The organism is Streptomyces shenzhenensis (assembly GCF_021462265.1).
In the GTDB taxonomy this organism is placed as follows: Bacteria; Actinomycetota; Actinomycetes; order Streptomycetales; family Streptomycetaceae; genus Streptomyces; species Streptomyces shenzhenensis.
The window spans coordinates 459,714-477,594 of record NZ_JAJONF010000002.1; the positions used below are offsets into that span (position 1 = coordinate 459,714).

18 protein-coding genes and 4 pseudogenes are annotated in these 17,881 nt (G+C 68.6%); 5 read left to right on the forward strand and 17 right to left on the reverse strand.

The genetic code is table 11. The features are described 5' to 3' along the window. The first annotated feature begins 240 nt into the window (after nucleotides 1-240). Nucleotides 241-819: an RICIN domain-containing protein gene (locus LQ326_RS48570; RefSeq protein ID WP_372496725.1), complete on the forward strand. Its 579-nt coding sequence runs from the start codon at nucleotides 241-243 to the stop codon at nucleotides 817-819. Between the two features lie 114 nt (nucleotides 820-933). Here the strand turns inward: LQ326_RS48570 and LQ326_RS04540 are convergent, their stop codons facing one another. Beyond that, the gene (locus tag LQ326_RS04540) at nucleotides 934-2,364 is read right to left on the reverse strand and encodes a serine hydrolase domain-containing protein (protein WP_234532761.1); all 1,431 of its coding nucleotides are present in this window, start codon (nucleotides 2,362-2,364) and stop codon (nucleotides 934-936) included. Between the two features lie 122 nt (nucleotides 2,365-2,486). Here LQ326_RS04540 and LQ326_RS04545 point away from each other — a divergent pair. Then, a pseudogene (locus LQ326_RS04545) lies at nucleotides 2,487-3,338 on the forward strand (IS5 family transposase). A 17-nt stretch (nucleotides 3,339-3,355) separates the two neighbouring features. Here LQ326_RS04545 and LQ326_RS48575 read toward each other — a convergent pair. The 6 genes and pseudogenes from LQ326_RS48575 to LQ326_RS04570 all read right to left on the reverse strand — a co-directional run bounded on the left by LQ326_RS48575 (nucleotide 3,356) and on the right by LQ326_RS04570 (nucleotide 8,078). After that, nucleotides 3,356-3,628, reverse strand: coding sequence for a transposase (locus tag LQ326_RS48575; protein ID WP_372496728.1), 273 nt, complete (start codon nucleotides 3,626-3,628; stop codon nucleotides 3,356-3,358). An 86-nt stretch (nucleotides 3,629-3,714) separates the two neighbouring features. Beyond that, complete coding sequence (locus LQ326_RS04555; protein ID WP_234532765.1) at nucleotides 3,715-5,124, reverse strand: FG-GAP repeat domain-containing protein; 1,410 nt, start codon at nucleotides 5,122-5,124, stop codon at nucleotides 3,715-3,717. A gap of 146 nt (nucleotides 5,125-5,270) precedes the next feature. Beyond that, nucleotides 5,271-5,714, reverse strand: a complete 444-nt coding sequence (locus tag LQ326_RS04560) for a hypothetical protein (protein WP_234532767.1) — start codon at nucleotides 5,712-5,714, stop codon at nucleotides 5,271-5,273. Then, nucleotides 5,711-5,929 (reverse strand): annotated as a pseudogene (locus LQ326_RS04565) (IS256 family transposase); the annotation flags it as partial. The gene LQ326_RS04560 and the pseudogene LQ326_RS04565, both read right to left, overlap by 4 nt. Nucleotides 5,930-6,094: 165 nt before the next feature. Continuing rightward, nucleotides 6,095-6,337, reverse strand: a pseudogene (locus LQ326_RS48580) (helix-turn-helix domain-containing protein); the annotation flags it as partial. A 322-nt stretch (nucleotides 6,338-6,659) separates the two neighbouring features. Continuing rightward, the gene (locus LQ326_RS04570) at nucleotides 6,660-8,078 is read right to left on the reverse strand and encodes a hypothetical protein (protein ID WP_234532768.1); all 1,419 of its coding nucleotides are present in this window, start codon (nucleotides 8,076-8,078) and stop codon (nucleotides 6,660-6,662) included. 219 nt (nucleotides 8,079-8,297) lie between these two features. Here LQ326_RS04570 and LQ326_RS04575 point away from each other — a divergent pair. After that, a pseudogene (locus LQ326_RS04575) lies at nucleotides 8,298-9,258 on the forward strand (IS701 family transposase); the annotation flags it as partial. A gap of 90 nt (nucleotides 9,259-9,348) precedes the next feature. Here LQ326_RS04575 and LQ326_RS04580 read toward each other — a convergent pair. Continuing rightward, on the reverse strand, nucleotides 9,349-10,242 hold the full coding sequence (locus tag LQ326_RS04580) for a GNAT family N-acetyltransferase (RefSeq protein WP_234532770.1): 894 nt from the start codon (nucleotides 10,240-10,242) through the stop codon (nucleotides 9,349-9,351). Between the two features lie 393 nt (nucleotides 10,243-10,635). Further along, nucleotides 10,636-10,953, reverse strand: coding sequence for an ArsR/SmtB family transcription factor (locus LQ326_RS04585; protein WP_234532772.1), 318 nt, complete (start codon nucleotides 10,951-10,953; stop codon nucleotides 10,636-10,638). Nucleotides 10,954-11,133: 180 nt separating this feature from the next. Here LQ326_RS04585 and LQ326_RS04590 point away from each other — a divergent pair, with 180 nt between their 5' ends. After that, on the forward strand, nucleotides 11,134-11,985 hold the full coding sequence (locus tag LQ326_RS04590) for an NAD(P)H-binding protein (RefSeq protein ID WP_234532773.1): 852 nt from the start codon (nucleotides 11,134-11,136) through the stop codon (nucleotides 11,983-11,985). A gap of 58 nt (nucleotides 11,986-12,043) precedes the next feature. Here the strand turns inward: LQ326_RS04590 and LQ326_RS04595 are convergent, their stop codons facing one another. The 5 genes from LQ326_RS04595 to LQ326_RS04615 form a co-directional block, all read right to left on the reverse strand. Next, nucleotides 12,044-12,655, reverse strand: a complete 612-nt coding sequence (locus LQ326_RS04595) for a class I SAM-dependent methyltransferase (protein WP_234532775.1) — start codon at nucleotides 12,653-12,655, stop codon at nucleotides 12,044-12,046. A 213-nt stretch (nucleotides 12,656-12,868) separates the two neighbouring features. After that, nucleotides 12,869-13,378, reverse strand: coding sequence for a hypothetical protein (locus tag LQ326_RS04600; RefSeq protein ID WP_234532777.1), 510 nt, complete (start codon nucleotides 13,376-13,378; stop codon nucleotides 12,869-12,871). A 46-nt stretch (nucleotides 13,379-13,424) separates the two neighbouring features. After that, nucleotides 13,425-13,631 (reverse strand): hypothetical protein, encoded by a 207-nt coding sequence (locus LQ326_RS04605; RefSeq protein ID WP_234532779.1) that lies wholly within the window; start codon nucleotides 13,629-13,631, stop codon nucleotides 13,425-13,427. A 172-nt stretch (nucleotides 13,632-13,803) separates the two neighbouring features. Then, complete coding sequence (locus tag LQ326_RS04610; protein WP_234532781.1) at nucleotides 13,804-13,962, reverse strand: hypothetical protein; 159 nt, start codon at nucleotides 13,960-13,962, stop codon at nucleotides 13,804-13,806. A 244-nt stretch (nucleotides 13,963-14,206) separates the two neighbouring features. Next, complete coding sequence (locus LQ326_RS04615) at nucleotides 14,207-14,386, reverse strand: hypothetical protein (RefSeq protein ID WP_234532783.1); 180 nt, start codon at nucleotides 14,384-14,386, stop codon at nucleotides 14,207-14,209. Here LQ326_RS04615 and LQ326_RS04620 point away from each other — a divergent pair. Next, a complete protein-coding gene (locus LQ326_RS04620) occupies nucleotides 14,360-14,530 on the forward strand; it encodes a hypothetical protein (RefSeq protein WP_234532785.1) in 171 nt (56 codons plus the stop codon). The two genes, LQ326_RS04615 and LQ326_RS04620, sit on opposite strands and share 27 nt — an antisense overlap. 451 nt (nucleotides 14,531-14,981) lie before the next feature. Here LQ326_RS04620 and LQ326_RS04625 read toward each other — a convergent pair whose 3' ends face one another. The 3 genes from LQ326_RS04625 to LQ326_RS04635 all read right to left on the reverse strand — a co-directional run bounded on the left by LQ326_RS04625 (nucleotide 14,982) and on the right by LQ326_RS04635 (nucleotide 17,705). Next, nucleotides 14,982-15,671: a DUF4097 family beta strand repeat-containing protein gene (locus LQ326_RS04625; protein WP_234532786.1), complete on the reverse strand. Its 690-nt coding sequence runs from the start codon at nucleotides 15,669-15,671 to the stop codon at nucleotides 14,982-14,984. Between the two features lie 73 nt (nucleotides 15,672-15,744). Then, nucleotides 15,745-16,389: a response regulator transcription factor gene (locus LQ326_RS04630; protein ID WP_234532788.1), complete on the reverse strand. Its 645-nt coding sequence runs from the start codon at nucleotides 16,387-16,389 to the stop codon at nucleotides 15,745-15,747. Then, complete coding sequence (locus tag LQ326_RS04635) at nucleotides 16,380-17,705, reverse strand: sensor histidine kinase (RefSeq protein WP_234532789.1); 1,326 nt, start codon at nucleotides 17,703-17,705, stop codon at nucleotides 16,380-16,382. The genes LQ326_RS04630 and LQ326_RS04635 overlap by 10 nt, the downstream gene beginning before the upstream one ends. Nucleotides 17,706-17,881 lie beyond the last annotated feature (176 nt).

The following is a 17,881-nucleotide window of genomic DNA, read 5'->3' on the forward strand; positions in this document are numbered from 1 at the left end:
CGCGGCACGGCACGCCGCCGAGTGCGCGATCACGGCACTCGCCGCCGGGAGATGCATCCTGTGAGGGAAGGTGTTCCCGGCCCGCTACCTCCTTCCGGGGTGCTGTGCAGGACACCCGACAAGGGGTCGTTGAGAGGAGCCAGTACGGACTCGCAACGATGGCGGGAGTTCGGCGAAGCAGGTGATGCTGCCGGGGATACTGAGAGCCAAGTTTCCCTGCAGATAGCCCCGAACTCGGTCATGGTCCAGTACGTGCGCCCCATACTGTTTCCCGTGGCTCCTGCAGATCGTGACATCAGCGTTGAGATACGCCTTCCTTTCCTCACCATCGGCACGACAAGCATTCAATCGTTGTTTCGGCGACGTGATCGGCGCACCGCCGGGCCCTTCTTGATCATTTCTGTGACCAGCGGACTGGCCCTGGACACCGCGCTCGGCACCGCCCAGGGAACCTCCCCGCACCTATGGGGGCCACACGGCAAACCGCATCAGCTGTGGTACTTGCGGCCGTCAGGCCACGCGGGAGAAGTGCACATTGTCTCCGCCGCGAACGGTCTCGTCCTTGACGCCGGCCGAGGCATGGGGGACGGGCATCAGCCACAGATGTGGGAGCAGAGTGACGTGGCGTGGAGGCGATGGCGGCTCACCCCCTCACCAGATGGCCGGGCCCACACGCTCGGCTGCGAGGGCACAGGCACCGTCCTCGACAGTCCCTGGGACGCCAAATGGGAGACACGACCCGTCATGTGGAACGGCCATGGCGGTGAAAACCAACAGTGGGTACTCGCCCTGCCGTTCGGCACTTCCTCGATCACTTAGGGCGTCCGCCAGTAGGTCGTCGGATGCGAGGGAACGGGAAGGCGTCCGCCTCCTCGAACTCCCCAGCGACCTCCTCAAACTGGCCCACACCCCCATCGTCGACGGATAGCACTCCTACGCGACGTCTGGCCGTGTCATAAGCGGCGACCGCACATGCAACAACAGATTGGGACCGGTCAGGGGCAGCGTGCTCCATGTCGCTGTCGCGGTCGCCGCAGTGGCGTCGATGACCAGCCGAACTCGGTGCGGCGTGGTGATGACGTAAAGATCGGCAACGAACACGCTGCCCTGCCAGCCTCCGGCTGCGATGACAGGTCGCCCGAGCGGGGAGCCTTCCCGCCACTCGCTGTGGCCGACCTCGACGTCGAAGAGCGACTCGAATCGGACGAGCCATCCGCCGTCGGTGGGATCGACGATTACCGTCGTTCCGTCGGGCAGGGCCGAGCCCTCCGCGCAGGCGTCCAGTCTCGCGGTGACCGAACGCTCCGGGCCAGTGCAACCAGGCACCGGCGGCAATGACAACTGCTGTAGCCGATCGGCGAGGATCTCGTCGTCCTCGGCGCTTCCCGCATGGCCCACGCCAGGCAGCAGGCACTCCCACAGGGCGTCGAGCAGGTCTTGAGCCTCCGTTTGGGCGGTCACGGCGACCACGAGATTGTGAGAGGGGACCACCACGCACTGCTGTCCGAAGGCGCCATGACCGTGGTACCCGTGACGGGACATCCAGAACTGGTAGCCGTAACCGTGGGAGAAGTCGGCGTTGTCCGATCCGCCGTCCTTGGCCGGCACGCAGTCGATGTGCCGTCCCGTCGCGAGCTCGACCCATTCGCGCGGGATGAGCTGTTGGTCGCCCCAACGGCCTCCACGCAGCAGCAGTTCACCGAAGGCAGCTACGGCCTCGGTCGTGAGGTGCAGTCCATGGAATCCGAAGGCGGCACCGCTCTTCACACGGTCCCATTCGGCGTGGTCGACACCCATCGGCTTGAAGAGGCGCTCGTTGAGGAACTCCGGAAGGCCGCGGTCCGTGACACGTTCAACCATCCGGGCCAGGATGAAGGTGGTTGAGTTGTCGTAGGTGTGCCGCGTTCCCTCAGCAGCGGAAAAGGGCAAGCGCAGGAAGCCCTTCACCAGGTCGTCGGGTTCCAGTTGCCAGGCTTCGGCAAGGCTGTCCGCAGGGTGCCCTGCTGTCATGGACAGCAGGTGATGAACGGTGATCCGGCTGCCTTGCTCCGAGACGTCGACTGGGACGTGGTCGGGCAGCACGTCCACCACCCGATCGTCCAGGGAGAGCAGACCGTCGGCGATCGCGAGCCCCACGGCGACCGAGGTGAACGACTTGGTCAGCGAGTAGAGAAGGTGCGGGCGTTCGGCCGAGTACGGCGCCCACCAGCCTTCGGCGACGACGTGACCGTGGTGCACGACCATGAGGGAGTGACACTCCACGGATCGTGCATCGAGCCGATCCAGCAGCGCGGCGATCGAGCGGGACGACATCCCCGAGGCGGCCGGTGTCGAGCGAGGCAGAAGGGCACGCTTGGAAGTCATCCGGGCACCGTACGCAAAATCCCTTTCGGGCCCTAGCGATTAAGCCAGTAGGTGGTGGCAGCAGGGCAGGCAAGACTCGCCTGATCATAGAGTCTCTACGCTTCATGATCACCGGGGGATCCGTGCCTACCGTCCCATCATGCATTCTCGACCCGATCCGCGACCAATTCCTCGCGCTGCTGCCCGTGCGCGAGGACCTGCATCCGCTGGGCTGTCACAACCCGCGGATCAGCGACGCTGTCGTCTTCGACCGCCTGGTGCAGGTGCTGGTCTTCGGCTGCGGATACGAACGGGTCGCAGACTCGCACTGCTCGGCCACCACCTTGCGTCGTCGCCGCGACGAGTGGATCGCCGCCACGTTGAGGAGGATTTGCGACTGCTCGCTCTCGCCGCCTACGACCGCATGATCGGCCTTGAGTTCGACCGCCTGAGCGCCGACGGCTGCATCACCAAGGCGCCCTCCGGTGGCGAGTGTGCTGGCAAGAGCCCGGTCGATCGGGCCAAACTCGGCTTGAAGCGCTCGCAGTTGACCGACGGAGCGGGCATACCGCTGATCATCGAGCCTGCGCCAGCCAACACCCGCGACCACACCCTGCTGCCCGCCACCCTCGACCGCTTCACCGCGCTTGAGGCGGCCCTGGGGCCGCTGCCGGAGTACCCGCGCCTCACCCCTGGACGCTGGATACGACTATCGCATGGTCCACGAGGACCTGGCTGTCCGCCGGGTCGACGCCCGCATCGCCGAACGCGGCGCGAAGACCCCGATCCAGAACGGAGGCCGTTGGGTGGTGGAGCGCACGAACTCCTGGATGAACAACTTTGGCAAGCTCCGACGCTGCACCGAACGCCGCAAGGCAGCGATCGAGTTCTTCCTCGCCCTGGCCTCAACCATCATCACCGTCCGCTGCCTGATCCGCCGCGCCTGGCCCCTCTACCGTTGGAACACTCGGCCCCGCACACCCCGCATCCGATGACCTACTGGCGGACGCCCTTACTGATCTTTTCGTAAGTTCGGTGGGAGCGGTGGGCGGATGGTCAGGCCGGTATGGGCGAGGAATGACCATGGCAGTCGGGGGTTGGCGTTGATGCGGTGGATGCCTTGCTCGGTGGCGTCGGCGACATCGGCGAGGTGGTCGCGGGCGAGGTTGGCGAGTTCACGCTTCTTGAGCGAGGACCACAGCAGTTCCACCGGGTTCAGCTCGGGAGCGTAGGCGGGTGATCGTTCCGGGGTGAGCCAGTCCTGTCCGGCGGCCCAGGCCCGCATCGCCCGGCTCCAGTGGGCGGACAGGCCGTCCCGGACCAGGACCACCCGCTCGCACTCCCGGACCGCCTGGTGGTCGCTGCGCCCGGTCAGCCGCCGGCCACGGCGCCGCCGAACCCGGCTTTCGCGGCCGGGGCGCCGAAGGAGCCGGGGCTGTAGGCGGTCGAGTTCCCCGAGAGGTTGAGGGCCCATGCCGAGCCGTCGCCGGCGTTCTCCTGCGGGGCGCCGACGACCAACCGGCCGCCCAGGGCGGCGCTCTTGCCGAAGCCGTCGCCCTTCTCCGCCACGCCGGGCACGCCCGCGGAGTTCTGGGTGAACACCTTGGCACCACTGCCGGTCAGTCCCTTCGGACCGCCCTTGAGCAGCAGGACGGAGCCCGGGTCGGTGAGGCCGTCGAAGTCCTCGCCGGGCACTCCCGCCAGTACGTCCGCGTAGCCGTCGCCGTCGGCGTCTGCCACCGCCAGGCCGGTTCCCATACCGTCACCCGGTTCGCTGACGCCGGGCACGCCGGTGGAGTCCTGGTTGACCCAGACCGGGGCGAGGGTGTCGCTCAGGCCCTGCGGGCCGCCGTAGGCGACACCGACCGCGCCGCCCATGATCTCCGGCCGGCCGGAGTCGGTGTTCCATTCCTCACCGTGGCCGACCACGATGTCGCCGTAGCCGTCGCCGTTCACGTCCCCGACGGCGGTGTGCTGACCGTTGAGGCGTTTGCCGTTCGCCGCGTTGAGGATGCCCACCCGGGTGAGACCTGACGTGCCGCCCAGGTAGAGAGCACTGCGCCAGGAGTCCCCCTCCTCGTCGTCGGTGACGGTCACGACCAGGTCGGTGATCCCGTCCCCGTTGACGTCTCCGGAGGACAGGTCGCGTACGGTCACGGCGGCGCCCTCGGCGTCGTACAGCGAGAACAGGGAATCCTTGGCGGGCTTGCCGTCCCGGCCGATCCCGCTCAGGAGGCGCACAACCCCGGGCGCGCTCACCGCGAGGCCGACCCGGCGGCCGCCGTCGAAGCCGCCGGCCGTGACCACCGCTCCCACATCGCCGCCGCCCCTCGCGCCGGTGTCCACGGCGGTGGCCTGGCCGAGTCCGTCCGGCCCGCCCCACAAAACGATGAGCATGCCGGCCTGTACCTGGCCGATCCGCTCGCCGGGTGTCCCGACCACGAGATCGGTGTACGCATCGCCGTCGAGGTCCACGGGCACCACTGTCTGGCCGAACTTGTCGTTCGCCTCGGCCGCTCCGGGCACACCCGCCGTGTTCTGGCTGAACGTAGCGGTCTCGCCGTTGCCGTACACGATCGACACGTATCCGGCCCCCGCCCTGCCTCCCACCTGCCCGCCAGGGGCGCCGATGGCGATGTCCGCTCTGCCGTCGCGATCGAAGTCGGCCCGCGGACCGGTCGGTACGGCCGCGGAGGCCTGCGGCTCAGCCGCGGCGGCCCAGGCCGACGCCGCCAGTGTGGTGACGGCCGCCAGGCCCAGTGCGATCCGCTTCGAGACCATGTCGTTCAACCTCCGGTGAGACGAACTCCTCGTGAACAAGACCCATGAGATGCCGAGGGGTTGTACGGCAGGGTTGCCGCGGAATAGTCAAGACCTGTGGATCAGGTCAGTCGCTGTGGTGTCGCTGACGCAGTCGGCGGCCGGCGTCAGCGCGGACTCGTCGGGTTCTTCCGGCCTCGGCGAGCAGAGTGAGGACGGCGGGTGAGGGCAGGGTCTCGACGGCCTTGCGCTGGAACCAGTCGGATCCGGTGGTGACTTCCTCCGAGCCCCACGGCTCGCCCACGGTGATGGACCGAAGCAGGGTCCATTCGCGCAGGCGGCGGGCGAGGAACTCCCGCTCCGCGCTGGATCTCGGCCATCGCGCGGGCCCAGGCGGTGAACCCCTCGTCGGTCAGCAGTTGCGCCGCATGTCGGTCGAGGTGGCGGACGATGACCGACTGCGCCATCGTCGTGTCCGGGTCGCGCAGGATTCTGGTCACCAGATCGGCTTCGTTTTTGTCACGGACGACGGTCAGCTCGTGCAGGCAGCGGGCGAATCGCTGGTGCTCGTCCTCGGCAAAACGGTCATCGGCACCGTTGAGGCCGTTCACGCGGCGGCCTCCTCGGGGCGCTCGACCAGGTGGCCGCGTTCAAAACGGGCGCCGGCCCGCACCAACACCACGAGATGGGGTGCGTTGACCGCGCGCCGGCGGGCCTGCGCGGATTCGATCACCTTGAAGACCATGGCGAGGGCGGCTCCCCGGCTGCCGGCGCCCTTGGTGACCTTCGTCCGCAACCGGACCGTGGCGAAGGTCGACTCGAAGGGACACCCGTGCGAAGGAGCACGCGGCCAGGGCCGTCCGCGACAGGCCGTTGCAGGCTCCATCCGAGCCGGCCTGTCAGCAGCCGCCAGACCGACGCCCTCGACAACACCACCCCCATGTCCGGGTGACGACCGCGCCGACTCGTTCCAGGTCCACAGGTCGGCCTCGAAACCATGAGCCTGGGCACCTTCCTCCAACGCGGCCCGGACCATCTCGGCCTGGGCGTCGTCCAGCTTGGGTGGCCGTCCGGTGGCTGCCCGTCCGCGCAGGCCCGAAGCACCGTCTTGCTCCCACACCCGCCGCCAACGCCGCACACTCTCGGCACACACCCCCACCGCCCTCGCGATCTCCCCATTTGAGACGCCGCCCTCGAACAACTCGACTGCCCGAACACGACGCGCCTCCGCCAACTGAGGCCGCGGCTAAGGAGGAAGGGAAGAGCCGGCAACCGAAGGGGAAGGTTGATATGCCCCCCGACAGCCTCCCACCCACACGGCCACCACACCCACCGAGCTTACGAAAAGATCAGTAGTAGGTGTTTGTCTTCCTCCCCGCTGTGACCGGTAGTGCGGCGTCTGCGGATCAGCTCATGACGGCAGGTGCGTTTCGCTACGGCCGTGTCCCTGATACTCCAGCCGTAGATCGTGACTTCCTGGTTGAGGAGCCTTGTTCAGTCGGTCGTCACCACCGGTTTCCATGGACAGGAGCTCGGGCAGACAGGTGATCGCTGCCTTATTCGGTATCGATGTTCGCGGGGGATCGGTGAGGAACCTTGGGTCGTGATCTGCGAAGCGGGGTGTAGTGCCAGGTGACGGCGATCGCGATGGAGGTTGTAGCCAGGGTCGAGAGTTGAGCGAAGTCCTGTATGCCGTTTGTGCGGGTCTGTACCAGCATCGGCAGTGATACCAGTACGGCGACGCCGAGTAGCAGAGCGACCTTCGGATGTATGTCGGGCCGGTAGCGGCTGTAGCGGACCTCTTGGACAGTGCGCTGTGGGGCGGGTTGCGCCATCCGGCGCGCTGGATGGCCTTCCAGGCGGTCCACGACCTCCCCGAGGGGGACCGCGCACCACAGGAGTTCGTCCTGGTCGGTGACGAACGCCAGTGCATAGGGCTTCCGATCCGGTCCGCGTCCAGTGCGCTCCCAGAACAACCAGCCCTCTTGTCTTGCCAGGTCCATGCCCGGATCACGGGGATCGGTATGGGCAGGGACGACTACGTCAATCTGCGTGGGCTCGTCCACGGTGACCAAGCGCAGACAGGTGTCGGGGACGTCACGTCGGGACCGGAGAGCTGTGTCGTCCGTGGCCACGGCACCCACCACCCGGCATCGCAGAGCAGCCACCTGCTGTGCTTGACGAGCGGCGTTCCGCAGGGGTTCCGTCCTGTCGGCGGTGACCCACGGCCGGAAAATGATGCTGACGACACCTGCGCTGACGAGCCCGAGCACGGACAGGGTGAGCCCGAAGCCTTCGAAGCCGAGGGGCTGTTTCGGATCCCGGAGAATCCCCAGCGCGGGTTGATCCGGGGCATAGAGGATCTTGACCGTGTCGCCGATCTGCGGGCGCTCCCGCATCAGCTGCCCGTCAAGACGCACCGTGCGTGGTCCGCTGGAGTAGGGGATCTTCACACTGATGTCGGTCTTCCAGTAGGCCCGCACACTGCGTCCGTCCCGCTGCTGGACCTTGGTCACGGGTCCGAGTCGGGTGATGGCCAGGTCCTGCGTGATGCCCCCGGCCCGGGTGAGCCGGGTGACCGGATCGTGTGCCGCGTCCGGTGGGGCGACGGCAAGCGTGGCCATGGTGGACAGGTACAAGATGGACAGCGTGACCCTGACGCAGCGTACGAACCCCACGTGGCCCGGAACTCGCGGCAATACAGCGGGCAGGAGGGGCGAGCGTGCTGTGCCGCCGGGGGCGGCGGATGACAGCGTGGGGCCGCGCGACTGGTACGCGCGCATCCAGGCCAGTCCGGTGGTAGCAGTCACGGCCAGGGGTATCAGTACGTCCCAACGGGGCGCGGAGTCCCAGAAGTCGAGATCCTTGACCAGAAGGGTCGCAGCCGCTGCGAAGATGGTGAGCCAACCCAGCCAGGCACCCGGCGCGGTGGTCCGTTGATACAGAACTTCCCGCCGCTGCCGCTGGGTTACCACCCGCTCCTCCGATAGAGCCTTCGCATGTGCCCCCCAGCCGGTTGAGGCTGGCACCGTACCCCGCCTGATACTCCACCGGCACAGGTGTTGGCCTTCGTTGGGATCGCGGATATGGGGGCGGCCATCATTGATCATCGGTGTGTGAAGACTGAAGATCAAGCCGTGGCCGCGGGTCACAGCGTAGAGCCCGCCCGCTGGCAGGAGGCGTTCGAGTTCCTGATGGGCCGAATGGCGGCCCGGTTCACGCGGGTTGAGCCCGGGCGCCGGGTGAGGGACTTGGTGCTGGGGCTGCTGTCGGACTTGCCACCCAAGAACTGCTGGTCGATCGCCGAGTGGGCCGGGGAGGCGAGTCCGGACGGCATGCAGCACCTGCTCGGCCGGGCCCGGGTGGGATGCCGACCGGGTGCGTGATGACGTGCGTGATGACGTGCGTGATGATGTGCGTGATGACGTGCATTAGTACGTGCTGGAGCGTCTGCACGACGAGGACGCGGTGCTGGTGGTCGACGAGACCGGCGACGTGAAGAAGGGCACGCACACCGTCGCTGTCCAGCGCCAGTACACCGGCACTGCCGGCAGGATCGAAAATGCGCAGGTCGCGGTCTATGTCGTCTATGCGGGCCGCCGTGGACATGCGGCGGTGGACCGGGAGCTGTACATCCCGCGCTCGTGGACGTGCGATCCTGACCGCTGCCGGGCCGCGGGCCTGGGCGAGGACACCGTCTTCGCGACCAAGCCGGAGCCGGCCGCCCGCATGATCGGCCGGTTCCTTGACGCCGGACACCGCGTGGGGTGGGGCGCAGGCGACGAGGTCCACGGCGGCAACTCGAGCTGTGGTCCGCACCGGAAAAGCGCATGGCCGGCTACGTGCTCGCCGCCGCCTGCTCGGCTGAAGTCACGACCAGTGCGGGGAAGTTCCGCGCGGATGCCCTGGCTGCGAAGGTGCCGAAGCGGGCCTGGCAGAAGCTGTCGGCGGGGACCGGCGCCAAGGGGCACCGCTTCTACGATGGGCCGTCATCGACCTGGCCGAGCCTCGGCCCGGCAGCCACCAGCTACTGGTCCGCCGCAACCGCACCACCGGTGAACTCGCCTGCTATGCAACGAGATCCAGCGACTGTTCACGACGCTGGTCGTCCCGCCCGTGCACGATGCGACGCACCGGCTCCGCTGGTCCGACTGGTGACGCCGCCACCAGGCCCGAGCCCGAGCTGGCCATCACCGCAGACAAGCCGAGAATCAGACATGGAGATCACGTTCTGCAGCTGGAGTACTACCGGTGACCGGGTTCTGGCGTGCCGAACGTGAACTTGTATCCGGTGAAGTCTGCGAGGCGGACGTAGCCGATGCGCTGGTAGAGGGCGTTGCTGGTGGGGTTGGCCGGGTCCGTGAACAGAACGACGTCCGTCGCGCCTGCGGCCAACGCGGCCCTGCTCACCTCGACCGTGACGGCGCCCGCATAGCCGCGGCCCCGGAGGTGGGCCGGGGTGTAGACGGGGTCCACCCGGACCATCCCGCCGACGATCGATGTCGCGGCCGCCATGGAGACGGGAGTGCCGTCCGGTGTCTTCCAGAACGTGAAGTGTCTGTCGCCGAAGCGCGAGTCTGCCCAGGAGCCGGCGTCAATCAAGTCGATGGAGGGCTGTTCCCCGACATCGACGCAGAACTCACGACACCAGCGCACGACTTGGTCGTGGTCCTGTGCGCCCGTCAGGCGACCTCGTCCCTCAGCCTGCGGCTGCGGTGGGGTCAGTGTGCCGAGACGATAGAGATGCGTGCGCCAGAAAGGAACCAGTGCTGCGCTCGTCTGCCGTTGCCATGCATCCGCGAAGGCTGTGGCGGTGTCGTGGTCCGCGAGGACACCTGAGGGAGAGTGGCCGAGGCCGGCCAGGTGAGCCGCGAGGGTGTCGGCCTGCTCGGCGGAAAGGGGAGTGATCCACAGGTATCCGCGCGGCGTGCGGCAAAAGATGGCACGGACCGCACCCTCCGACTCCAGCCGCCCGAAGACGCCGGCTTCGGCACCGCGCGTGCCACCCTGGCAAGTCCGCAGCTTCTCGAGTTCCGTCAACTGCATGTTGTGCAGGGCAGGCCGTGAGCGCAGGAAGTCTCCGGCTCGGGCGAGGAAGTCGTCGACGTCTTCAGCGAGTTGCCAGTCATCCGGGAGCATGATTCATGATCTCGGAAGTGCTCGACTCGGGGGAGCAGTTCGTTCAGACGTGTTGTGGCCGCCGCGGCCGATGGATTGCTCGGCGGCTGCGGCTCTCAGCCGACCACCAAGCTGTACACCGACCGGGTCTGCCACGTCGCCCACCACCGGGGCTCCGCCGGGCACCCCCACCTGTGCGGCCGACGCGCTCGCGGGATCAGCAGCGCCGACCACTTTTATGTGAAGTCCGCTTTTGCGTGAAGTCCGCGGCCGCCGCAAAACACCTGGTCAGCCTCGGTTTCCTCGACGAGACCGAACCCGGGCTGTTCGCACGGCCCCGCCCACACGCGCCGACCGCCCCCGCCGATCGGCGATCCTGATCCAAGCCGAAGAGCAGGACGGCACAAGACTCGCTTATCGCCCCGTGAGCACTGCGCTTAGCAGGCCGGGGAAACGCGCCTCCATGTCGCCGCGGCGCACTGTGACGATCCGCTTGCGTCCTTCTGTGACGGTCCTGATGAGGCCTGCTTCCCGCAGGACGCGGTAGTGATGGGAGATCGTCGGGCTGCTCAGGCCGAGGTCGGCCTTCTCGGCGATGACCGCGCAGTCGATCGGCTCCGAACCGCGATACAGCTCGGTCATCAACGCTCGCCTGCCCGGTTCGGCCAGCGCGCTGAGAATCACCGTGAGATCGAAGGAGTCGACCGAGGGTTCGGGCAGTGCACGCGGCATCCGTCGCCTCCTCATCGTTTGACGTGCATCGAATTTTAGCCTACCGTCGCATCCCTTGATGATTCGACAAGTATCAAACGATGTGTCGGCGGTGCGGCTGCTCGTCCTCGCCGCCGGCACGTTCGTGGCAGCCCTGATTGAAGGAGACACCGTGCCCGGTACGTTCGAGGAGCCGACCCGATGACCGGCGTACTCGTGACCGGCGGCACCGGGAAAACCGGTCGCGAGCTGGTACGACTGCTGCGTGGCAGAGGTGTGCCGGTTCGAGTGGCCAGTCGCAACCCGGCCGCCGAGGACCCGGACGCGATCCGGTTCGACTGGGACGATCCGGCCACCCATCCGGACGCCTTGGACGGACAGGACCGGGTCTTCCTGGTGGCTCCGGTGCAGAGCGGGGACCCGATGCCGTCGGTCGGGCCGTTCCTGGCCGAGGCGCAGCGCCTGGGCGTGCGCAAGGTGGTGCTTCTCGGCTCCGCCATCCCCCTTGCCCCCAGCGCGCCCGAACTGGCCGCCCAGGTCCGGGCCCAGCCCGGCTGGGTCGTGCTGCGCCCGTCCGGGTTCATGCAGAACTTCCTGAGCCCACACCCGCTGGGCGAGCGGATCCGGCGAGACGGTGAGATCCGCACCGCCGCCGGTGACGGCCGGGTGGGCTGGATCGACGCGCGGGACATCGCGGCAACCGCCGCGGCCCTGCTGTCCGACCTTGACGCCATTCCCGGCGACCGGCATGACTACCTGCTCACCGGCCCGCAGGCGCTGAGTTACCCGGAGGCGGCAGCGATCATCACCGCCGGCACCGGGCGCCCGGTCCGGGTGATCCACGCCAGTGAGGACCAGCAGGCGGCCGATCTGCGGGCCGCGGGCATCCCCGCACAGTTCGCCGCGATCCTCGCCGCCGCCGACGCCGGCGCCCGTACCGGCCGGGACGACGAGGTCAGCACCGCGGTGCTCGATCTGACGGGCCATCCGCCGCGCACCTTCAGTCAGTTCGTTCAGGAGCACGCGGCCCGGTGGGCAGCACCAACCGCTTAGGCTACGGCTACGGCCGTCCTGTCTACGGTTCGGACGGGCGGGAACCGCCCGAGCGGCGTCAGGCGTCGATCGGACGCAGCACCGCGTAGTACGCGAACGGCGGGCCGTACAGCCGGGCGACCCGCAGCCCGGCTCCCTCCGCCAGGCTGATCAGCGAGGACGGCCGGATCTGATGCCGGTCGAAGAACTCGCCGACCACCAGCCGCCCGAGCGGCTTCAGCACCCGGCGCAGCTCGGCCAGCGTACGCGCCGGATCCGGGATCTCGCCCAGCGCCGTCACCAGGTAAGCCGCATCGAACGAGCCATCCGTAAAAGGAAGTTCATGTGCGTCGGTGCAGTTCGGCACGATGTTGTCGACGCCCTGCTCCTTGGCCCGGCGGCCCACGTGGTCGAGCATCTCTTGCTGGATGTCCAGGATGTCCAGCTGGCCGTTCGGGCCCAGCTGCGGTGCGACGTGCAGCGACTGCAGGCCGGTTCCGGGGCCTATCTCCAGGATCCTCTCGCCCTCCCGGGCCTGCAGCATGTGGTCCAGACGCTTCAGAGTCAGGAACGGCAGCGGCAGGTCGAGCAGCCAGCGCTGAGAGTACGGGTACGGCGCGGAGTCGGTGAACCACCAGGTGGCGACGGCGGCGGCAGCGCCCGCGCCGATCAATGCCCGCGAATGCCTCATAATTCCTCCATAAATGTCCGATTGGGCCATCGAAGCATCGCTGATGGACAATCAGTTGTGTTTGTGTGCAATCTGCTTGCGTCAGCGCCGACTTTGTCGGCAGTCGACCCGAGCGGGCCGAACGAACCGCCCGTGGACCGCCGTTGCGGCAGGCCGGGGACTTCCCGAAACAGACCGGACCGCAAGCGCCGATCACGTCACGAGCTCTTCCGCTCAGCGGCCCGGCCGAGGGAAGGTCCGGGTCGCGAGAACCGCGCAGGCCACCGCCAGCGGCAACTCGACGAAGACCGCCATCAGCACCGCCAGCTTGAAGTCCGGACCCGGGGCAGCCGTCATGGTGTCGAACCAGGCGTCGACCAGCAGCAGGGTCGAGGTCGCGGCGGAGGTCAGGCAGGCCCGGCAGTCGCCGCGCCTGAGGAGCAGTCCGGTGGAGAGCAGGCCGAGCGCCTCAAAGCTGTCCAGACCCGTCCATGTCCAGGCCCAGTGCGAGGCCTGAGCGGTGGCCGGCAGCCCGGTGTACAGGAAGACCAGCCAGGGAATCATCGCCAGCCCGAGCACGGTGAGGACCGTGGCCGCCCGGCGAAGCAGCAAGGGTAACGCCGAAGCGGCCGCGGCCTTCGGAAGGACCCGAGGGACACCGGAGCCCGAACCGGAGGCGCCCGCAAGGGCCCAGATGCCGGCCTTGCCGAACGGGGCGCGCAGGGGTGAGGAGGGGTGGCGCATGGTTCTTCTCCAACCTTGGTCGTCGGCGTGGGGCGGTGGTGCCCGCTCAGTGGATGTGGATGCCGCCGATGGAGGCGGCCACGGTGAGGGAGGCCGACGCGCCGTCGGAGTTCGGCAGGTCGATCTGCGGCGCGAAGCTGCTGCTGTGGGCGTCGATCCGGTAGCCGGTGCTCGATGGCACCGCAAGGTCGACCGCGCCGTCGCCGGCCGTCATGGTGCACCGTCGGGCGGTGCGGCTTGAGGTATTGATCATTCCACTCCTCGTTCTCGGGAAGGCCGGTGGCCTTCCCGGTGGTTCGCGGTGACGCTGCGGGGCGGCGTACCTGCGCCGCCCCGCACCGACCATCTGCCCTCCAGCCAACAGGAGTTCGGCCGGGCCGGACACGTGGCCAGCCCACCGACCCGGGGTAGGGATAACCCGCCCGTCAGTCCCGGCCGTTGTTGTCGGGCGGGGTGGTGGTGCCGGTGGTGTCGGCCGGGGCGGCAGCGGCCCGCGGCTGCGCGGCGGCGCTGACTCCGGATGCGATGGCGGGCGTGACGAGGGTGAGGGTGATCGCCGCCGGTGCGGCGGCGGTCGCGGCCACGAGGTTGGCCCGTCGTGTGTGGGTGTTCGTGCTGCTGTTACCTCGAATCGTGTGTGGAGAGTGATCCGTAGGCCGTGGTGTGCGAGTGTCTCGGTTCTGGTTCCCAGGGCCTTGATCGGCCTGTGATTCCATGGCGACAGGTTGTTGAGGGCACGTGAGTGAATACCGGCGCCATGCTGTTGCCATGGCAGGGTGTTGCCGTGCCGGAGCCCCGGGGCGTCCTCGAGCCGCCGGCTCGTGGCGGTCAGTTCTGGTCGTCCGGCTGGTCGCCGGAGAGCGGGAGGTCGTCGAACCCCGGCACCAGGGTGGCGGCGAGATGACTCAGCCGTCCGCCGCTCGTGCGCTGGTAGGCGGTGCGGACGGCGAGTGCGGCCGCCTCGGCGTCACGCAGCCGGGCATGGGAGACGAAGAGGACGGCGAACACGGTGTCGCCCTGGCGATCGGCGAAGACATGCTGCAGGCCGTGGCCGACCGCCGCGGCTTGGTACAGGCCGTCGCGGACCTGTTCGCCGGGCGGCGGATCGATGGGAAGACGATTTTGGCCATGATGATGTGCGTCGTCGAGTGAGGTCCGGGATCGCGTGAGAAAGCGGCCGGTACTGCGTCAGTTCCTCAGTACCGAAAGGGAAAATGGCGGGAGCGGCCACGTCGATGCTGTCGGGTTAATCCATGGCCGTCTCCCGCCGTGCCGGTCAGTCCAGGACGAAGCCGTCTTCGCCGCGGTGGCGCCGGTTGCGACGGTTGTCGGGTGCACGAAGGTGCGGTGCAGCCAGCGGTCCCGGCCGTCGTAGCGGGCCTCGAACGTGGTCCGCCCGTGCACCTACAGGCGGTTGTCGACGAAGGCCAGCTCACCGGGCTGCAGCACCAACGTCGCCGAGACGTTCAGGAAGGCGTCGCGCAACACCTCCAGGGCGACTTGGCCTCGTCGTCCAGCGGCGTGGTCGTGCTGATCGTCCGAACGACGGTGGCGTCCCCGGGAGATCCCGGGGACGCCACCGTCGTTCGCGGCACGGGCGTGTTCAGTGGACCATGATGCCGCCGCGCGTGGTCTTCACCACCACGCTGTGCGGCGCGTCCGTGGCGGTGTTCGGCAGCGAGACGCTCGGCGACGACCAGGAGCTCTGCGCGTCGACGTGGTAGGTGGCGTCGTGAGGTACCTTGAGGTCGACCCCGCCGTAGCCCGTGGTGACCTTCAGGGAGACGGGTGCCGCCGTGAAGGAGGCCCTGACCACGCCGTCGGTGGTGATCACCTCGGCGTTCGGGGCGCTGCTGTCGGCGAGGGTCACCGCGCCGTACGTGCTCCGCACGGTCAGCGGGCCGGACGACTGGTCCACCTCGACCCCGCCCAGCCCGGTGGTCAGATCCAGCCGGCCGGTCAGGCCCTTCGCCTGGATCCCGGCGTCCCCGGTGCTCACCTGCGCGGCCAGGCCGGCCGGCACCGTGATCTGCAGGTGCTCCGAGCAGTCGTTGGAGCAGCCGGCGGTGACCGTGACGTTCGACCCGGACCGGGTGACGGAGACCTGCGGGACATGGCCCGTGTAGCTGCCGCTCATGGCCACCGTGACCTGCGAGGAGCCGTCCTGACTCAGCGTCACGCCGAGTCCGTCGGCCTGGACCGTCACCTGGCCGGCGCCGGCCGCGTCCTGGTGCCAGTTGCCGTTGTACGGGTGGTGCGCCGGAAGCAAGGCGACCACGCTCCAACTGGCCACGGCGACGACCGTGACGAGGACGGCCAGTCCTAGGAGGAGGCATCCGCGGCGCTTCTTCGGTGTGGTAGTGATCTCAAGCTCCCAGGTAGCGCAAAACGGCGAGCACGCGGCGGTGGTCTCCCGCCTCCTGCTGCAGATCGAATTTCACGAAGATGCTGCGGATGTACTTCTCCACCGCCGCCGTGCCAATCACCAGATCGGCCGCGATCCCGGCGTTGGAACGGCCCCCCGCCATGGCCGTGAGGACCTCCCGCTCGCGCGGCGTCAGGGTGGACAGCGGATCCCGCTGCCGGCTGCCGGCCAGCAACTGCTTGACCACCTCCGGGTCGAGGACCGTCTCGCCCGCGGCGACCCGGCGCAGCGCGTCCACGAACTCCTCGGCGTCCGACACCCGGTCCTTGAGCAGGTAACCGACCCCGTTGTCATTGGTGTTGACCAGGTCGACGGCGTAGCGCTCCTCGACGTAGTGGGAGAGCACCAGGACGCCGGTCTCCGGCCAGCGGGCGCGTACCGCCAGTGCGGCGCGCAGGCCCTCGTCCAGGAAGGTGGGCGGCATCCGAACGTCCGTCACACAGGCGTCCGGCCGGTGTTCGGCCACCGCGCGCAGGAGTTGCTCCCCGTCGCCGACCGCGGCGACCACCTCGATCCCCTGTTCGCTGAGCAGCAGTTCGATGCCCTGGCGCAGCAGCGCGGAGTCCTCGGCCAGCACTACCCGCATGGCAATTCCACCTCGATCACGGTCGGTCCACCCACCGGACTGCTGAGCCGGAACCGCCCGTCCACCCCGGACACCCGGTCCGCCAGACCAGTCAGACCCGTGCCAGCCGCGAGATCGGCTCCGCCACGCCCGTCATCGCCGACTTTAACGTCCAATCGGGCGCCCTCCCGCCGGATCTCCACCCAAGCGCGGGTCGCATGAGCATGTTTGGCCACATTGGTGAGCGCCTCGGTCACCGTGAAGTAGGCGACCGCCTCGATGGTGGAGGAGGGGCGCGGCTTCACCAGGACGTCAAGGCGCACCGGCACCGGAGCCAGCGCGGCGACGGCGGAGAGCGCCGCCTCCAGGCCGCGGTCGGTCAGCACCGGCGGGTGCAGGCCACGGGCCAGGTTGCGCAACTCGGTGATGGTGCTGAGGGTTTCCCGCCGGACGTCCTCGACCAGCTCGTTGGTCTCGTGGTCACCGGCCTTCTTCAACCGCGAGCTGGCCCGGCCCAGGGTGATCGACATCGCCACCAGCCGTTGCTGAGCACCGTCGTGCAGGTCCCGCTCGATCCGTTTGCGCTCCGCCTCGGCGGCGTCCACCACCCGGGCTCGGCTGTCCGTCAGATCGTTGACCCGCTGCTCCAGTTCCATGCCGCGGGGCCGGGAGAGCAGCGCGACGGCCAGCGTGGTGTCCAGCGTCAGCAGGAGTTTGACGATCAGTGGGGAGAGGACCGCGCCGACCAGCAGCGCCACCGCCGCGACCAGCAGCGCCCGGGGCAGGGAATCCACCACGAACGGCCCGAGCTGGGCCTGCCCGCCGGGCAGGCCCCGGTAGTAGGCCGGAAGCAGCACCAGGGTCAGCGGCACGGCCCAGATCAGCGCCACCCCGAGCACGGTCACCACCGCCACCGGCATCAGCAGTACGAAGTAGCCGATCAGCCGCCAGGTGCAGAGGTTGTGGATGAGCGACTGCAGCGACTTGGCCAGCCGCCACGAACAGACCGGCGCCGGCAGCTCGTCGAGTTCCAGCCCGCAGGTCACGGCGAACCGGGCGCGCTCGACGGCGGCCAGCCGGAACAGCGCCCACCCCGCCACCACCGTGAGCGGCAGGCCCACCAGGCCTGCCGGCGCCAGGCAGAGGGCGACGACCAGCACGACCAGCACGGCCAGTCCCGCCAGCGCCACCAGACCGTCAAGTGCCAGGTGGATCGACGCCCGCCACAGCAGGGGGGAGGCCAGCGCGCGCAGCGGATTGCCCGGCACCGCCTCGCGGGGTGGCCGGGCGTCCGTCCGGGCTCTGCCGGTGGCACGGCCGACGACGTTCTCGGTCAACTGCTTCAGACCCGCTCTCGTGGGCAGTGCAGGCGGCGACCAGGTCACCGTCCGCGCCTCGATTCGACAAGGGGACGGTACCCAACCCGACCACCCGTCGACAGCGAGGAGAGCCCACCAACGGGGGGTAGGGTTTACCCCCCGTCCGGCCGGTGGGTTCACGCTGTCGACCCCGC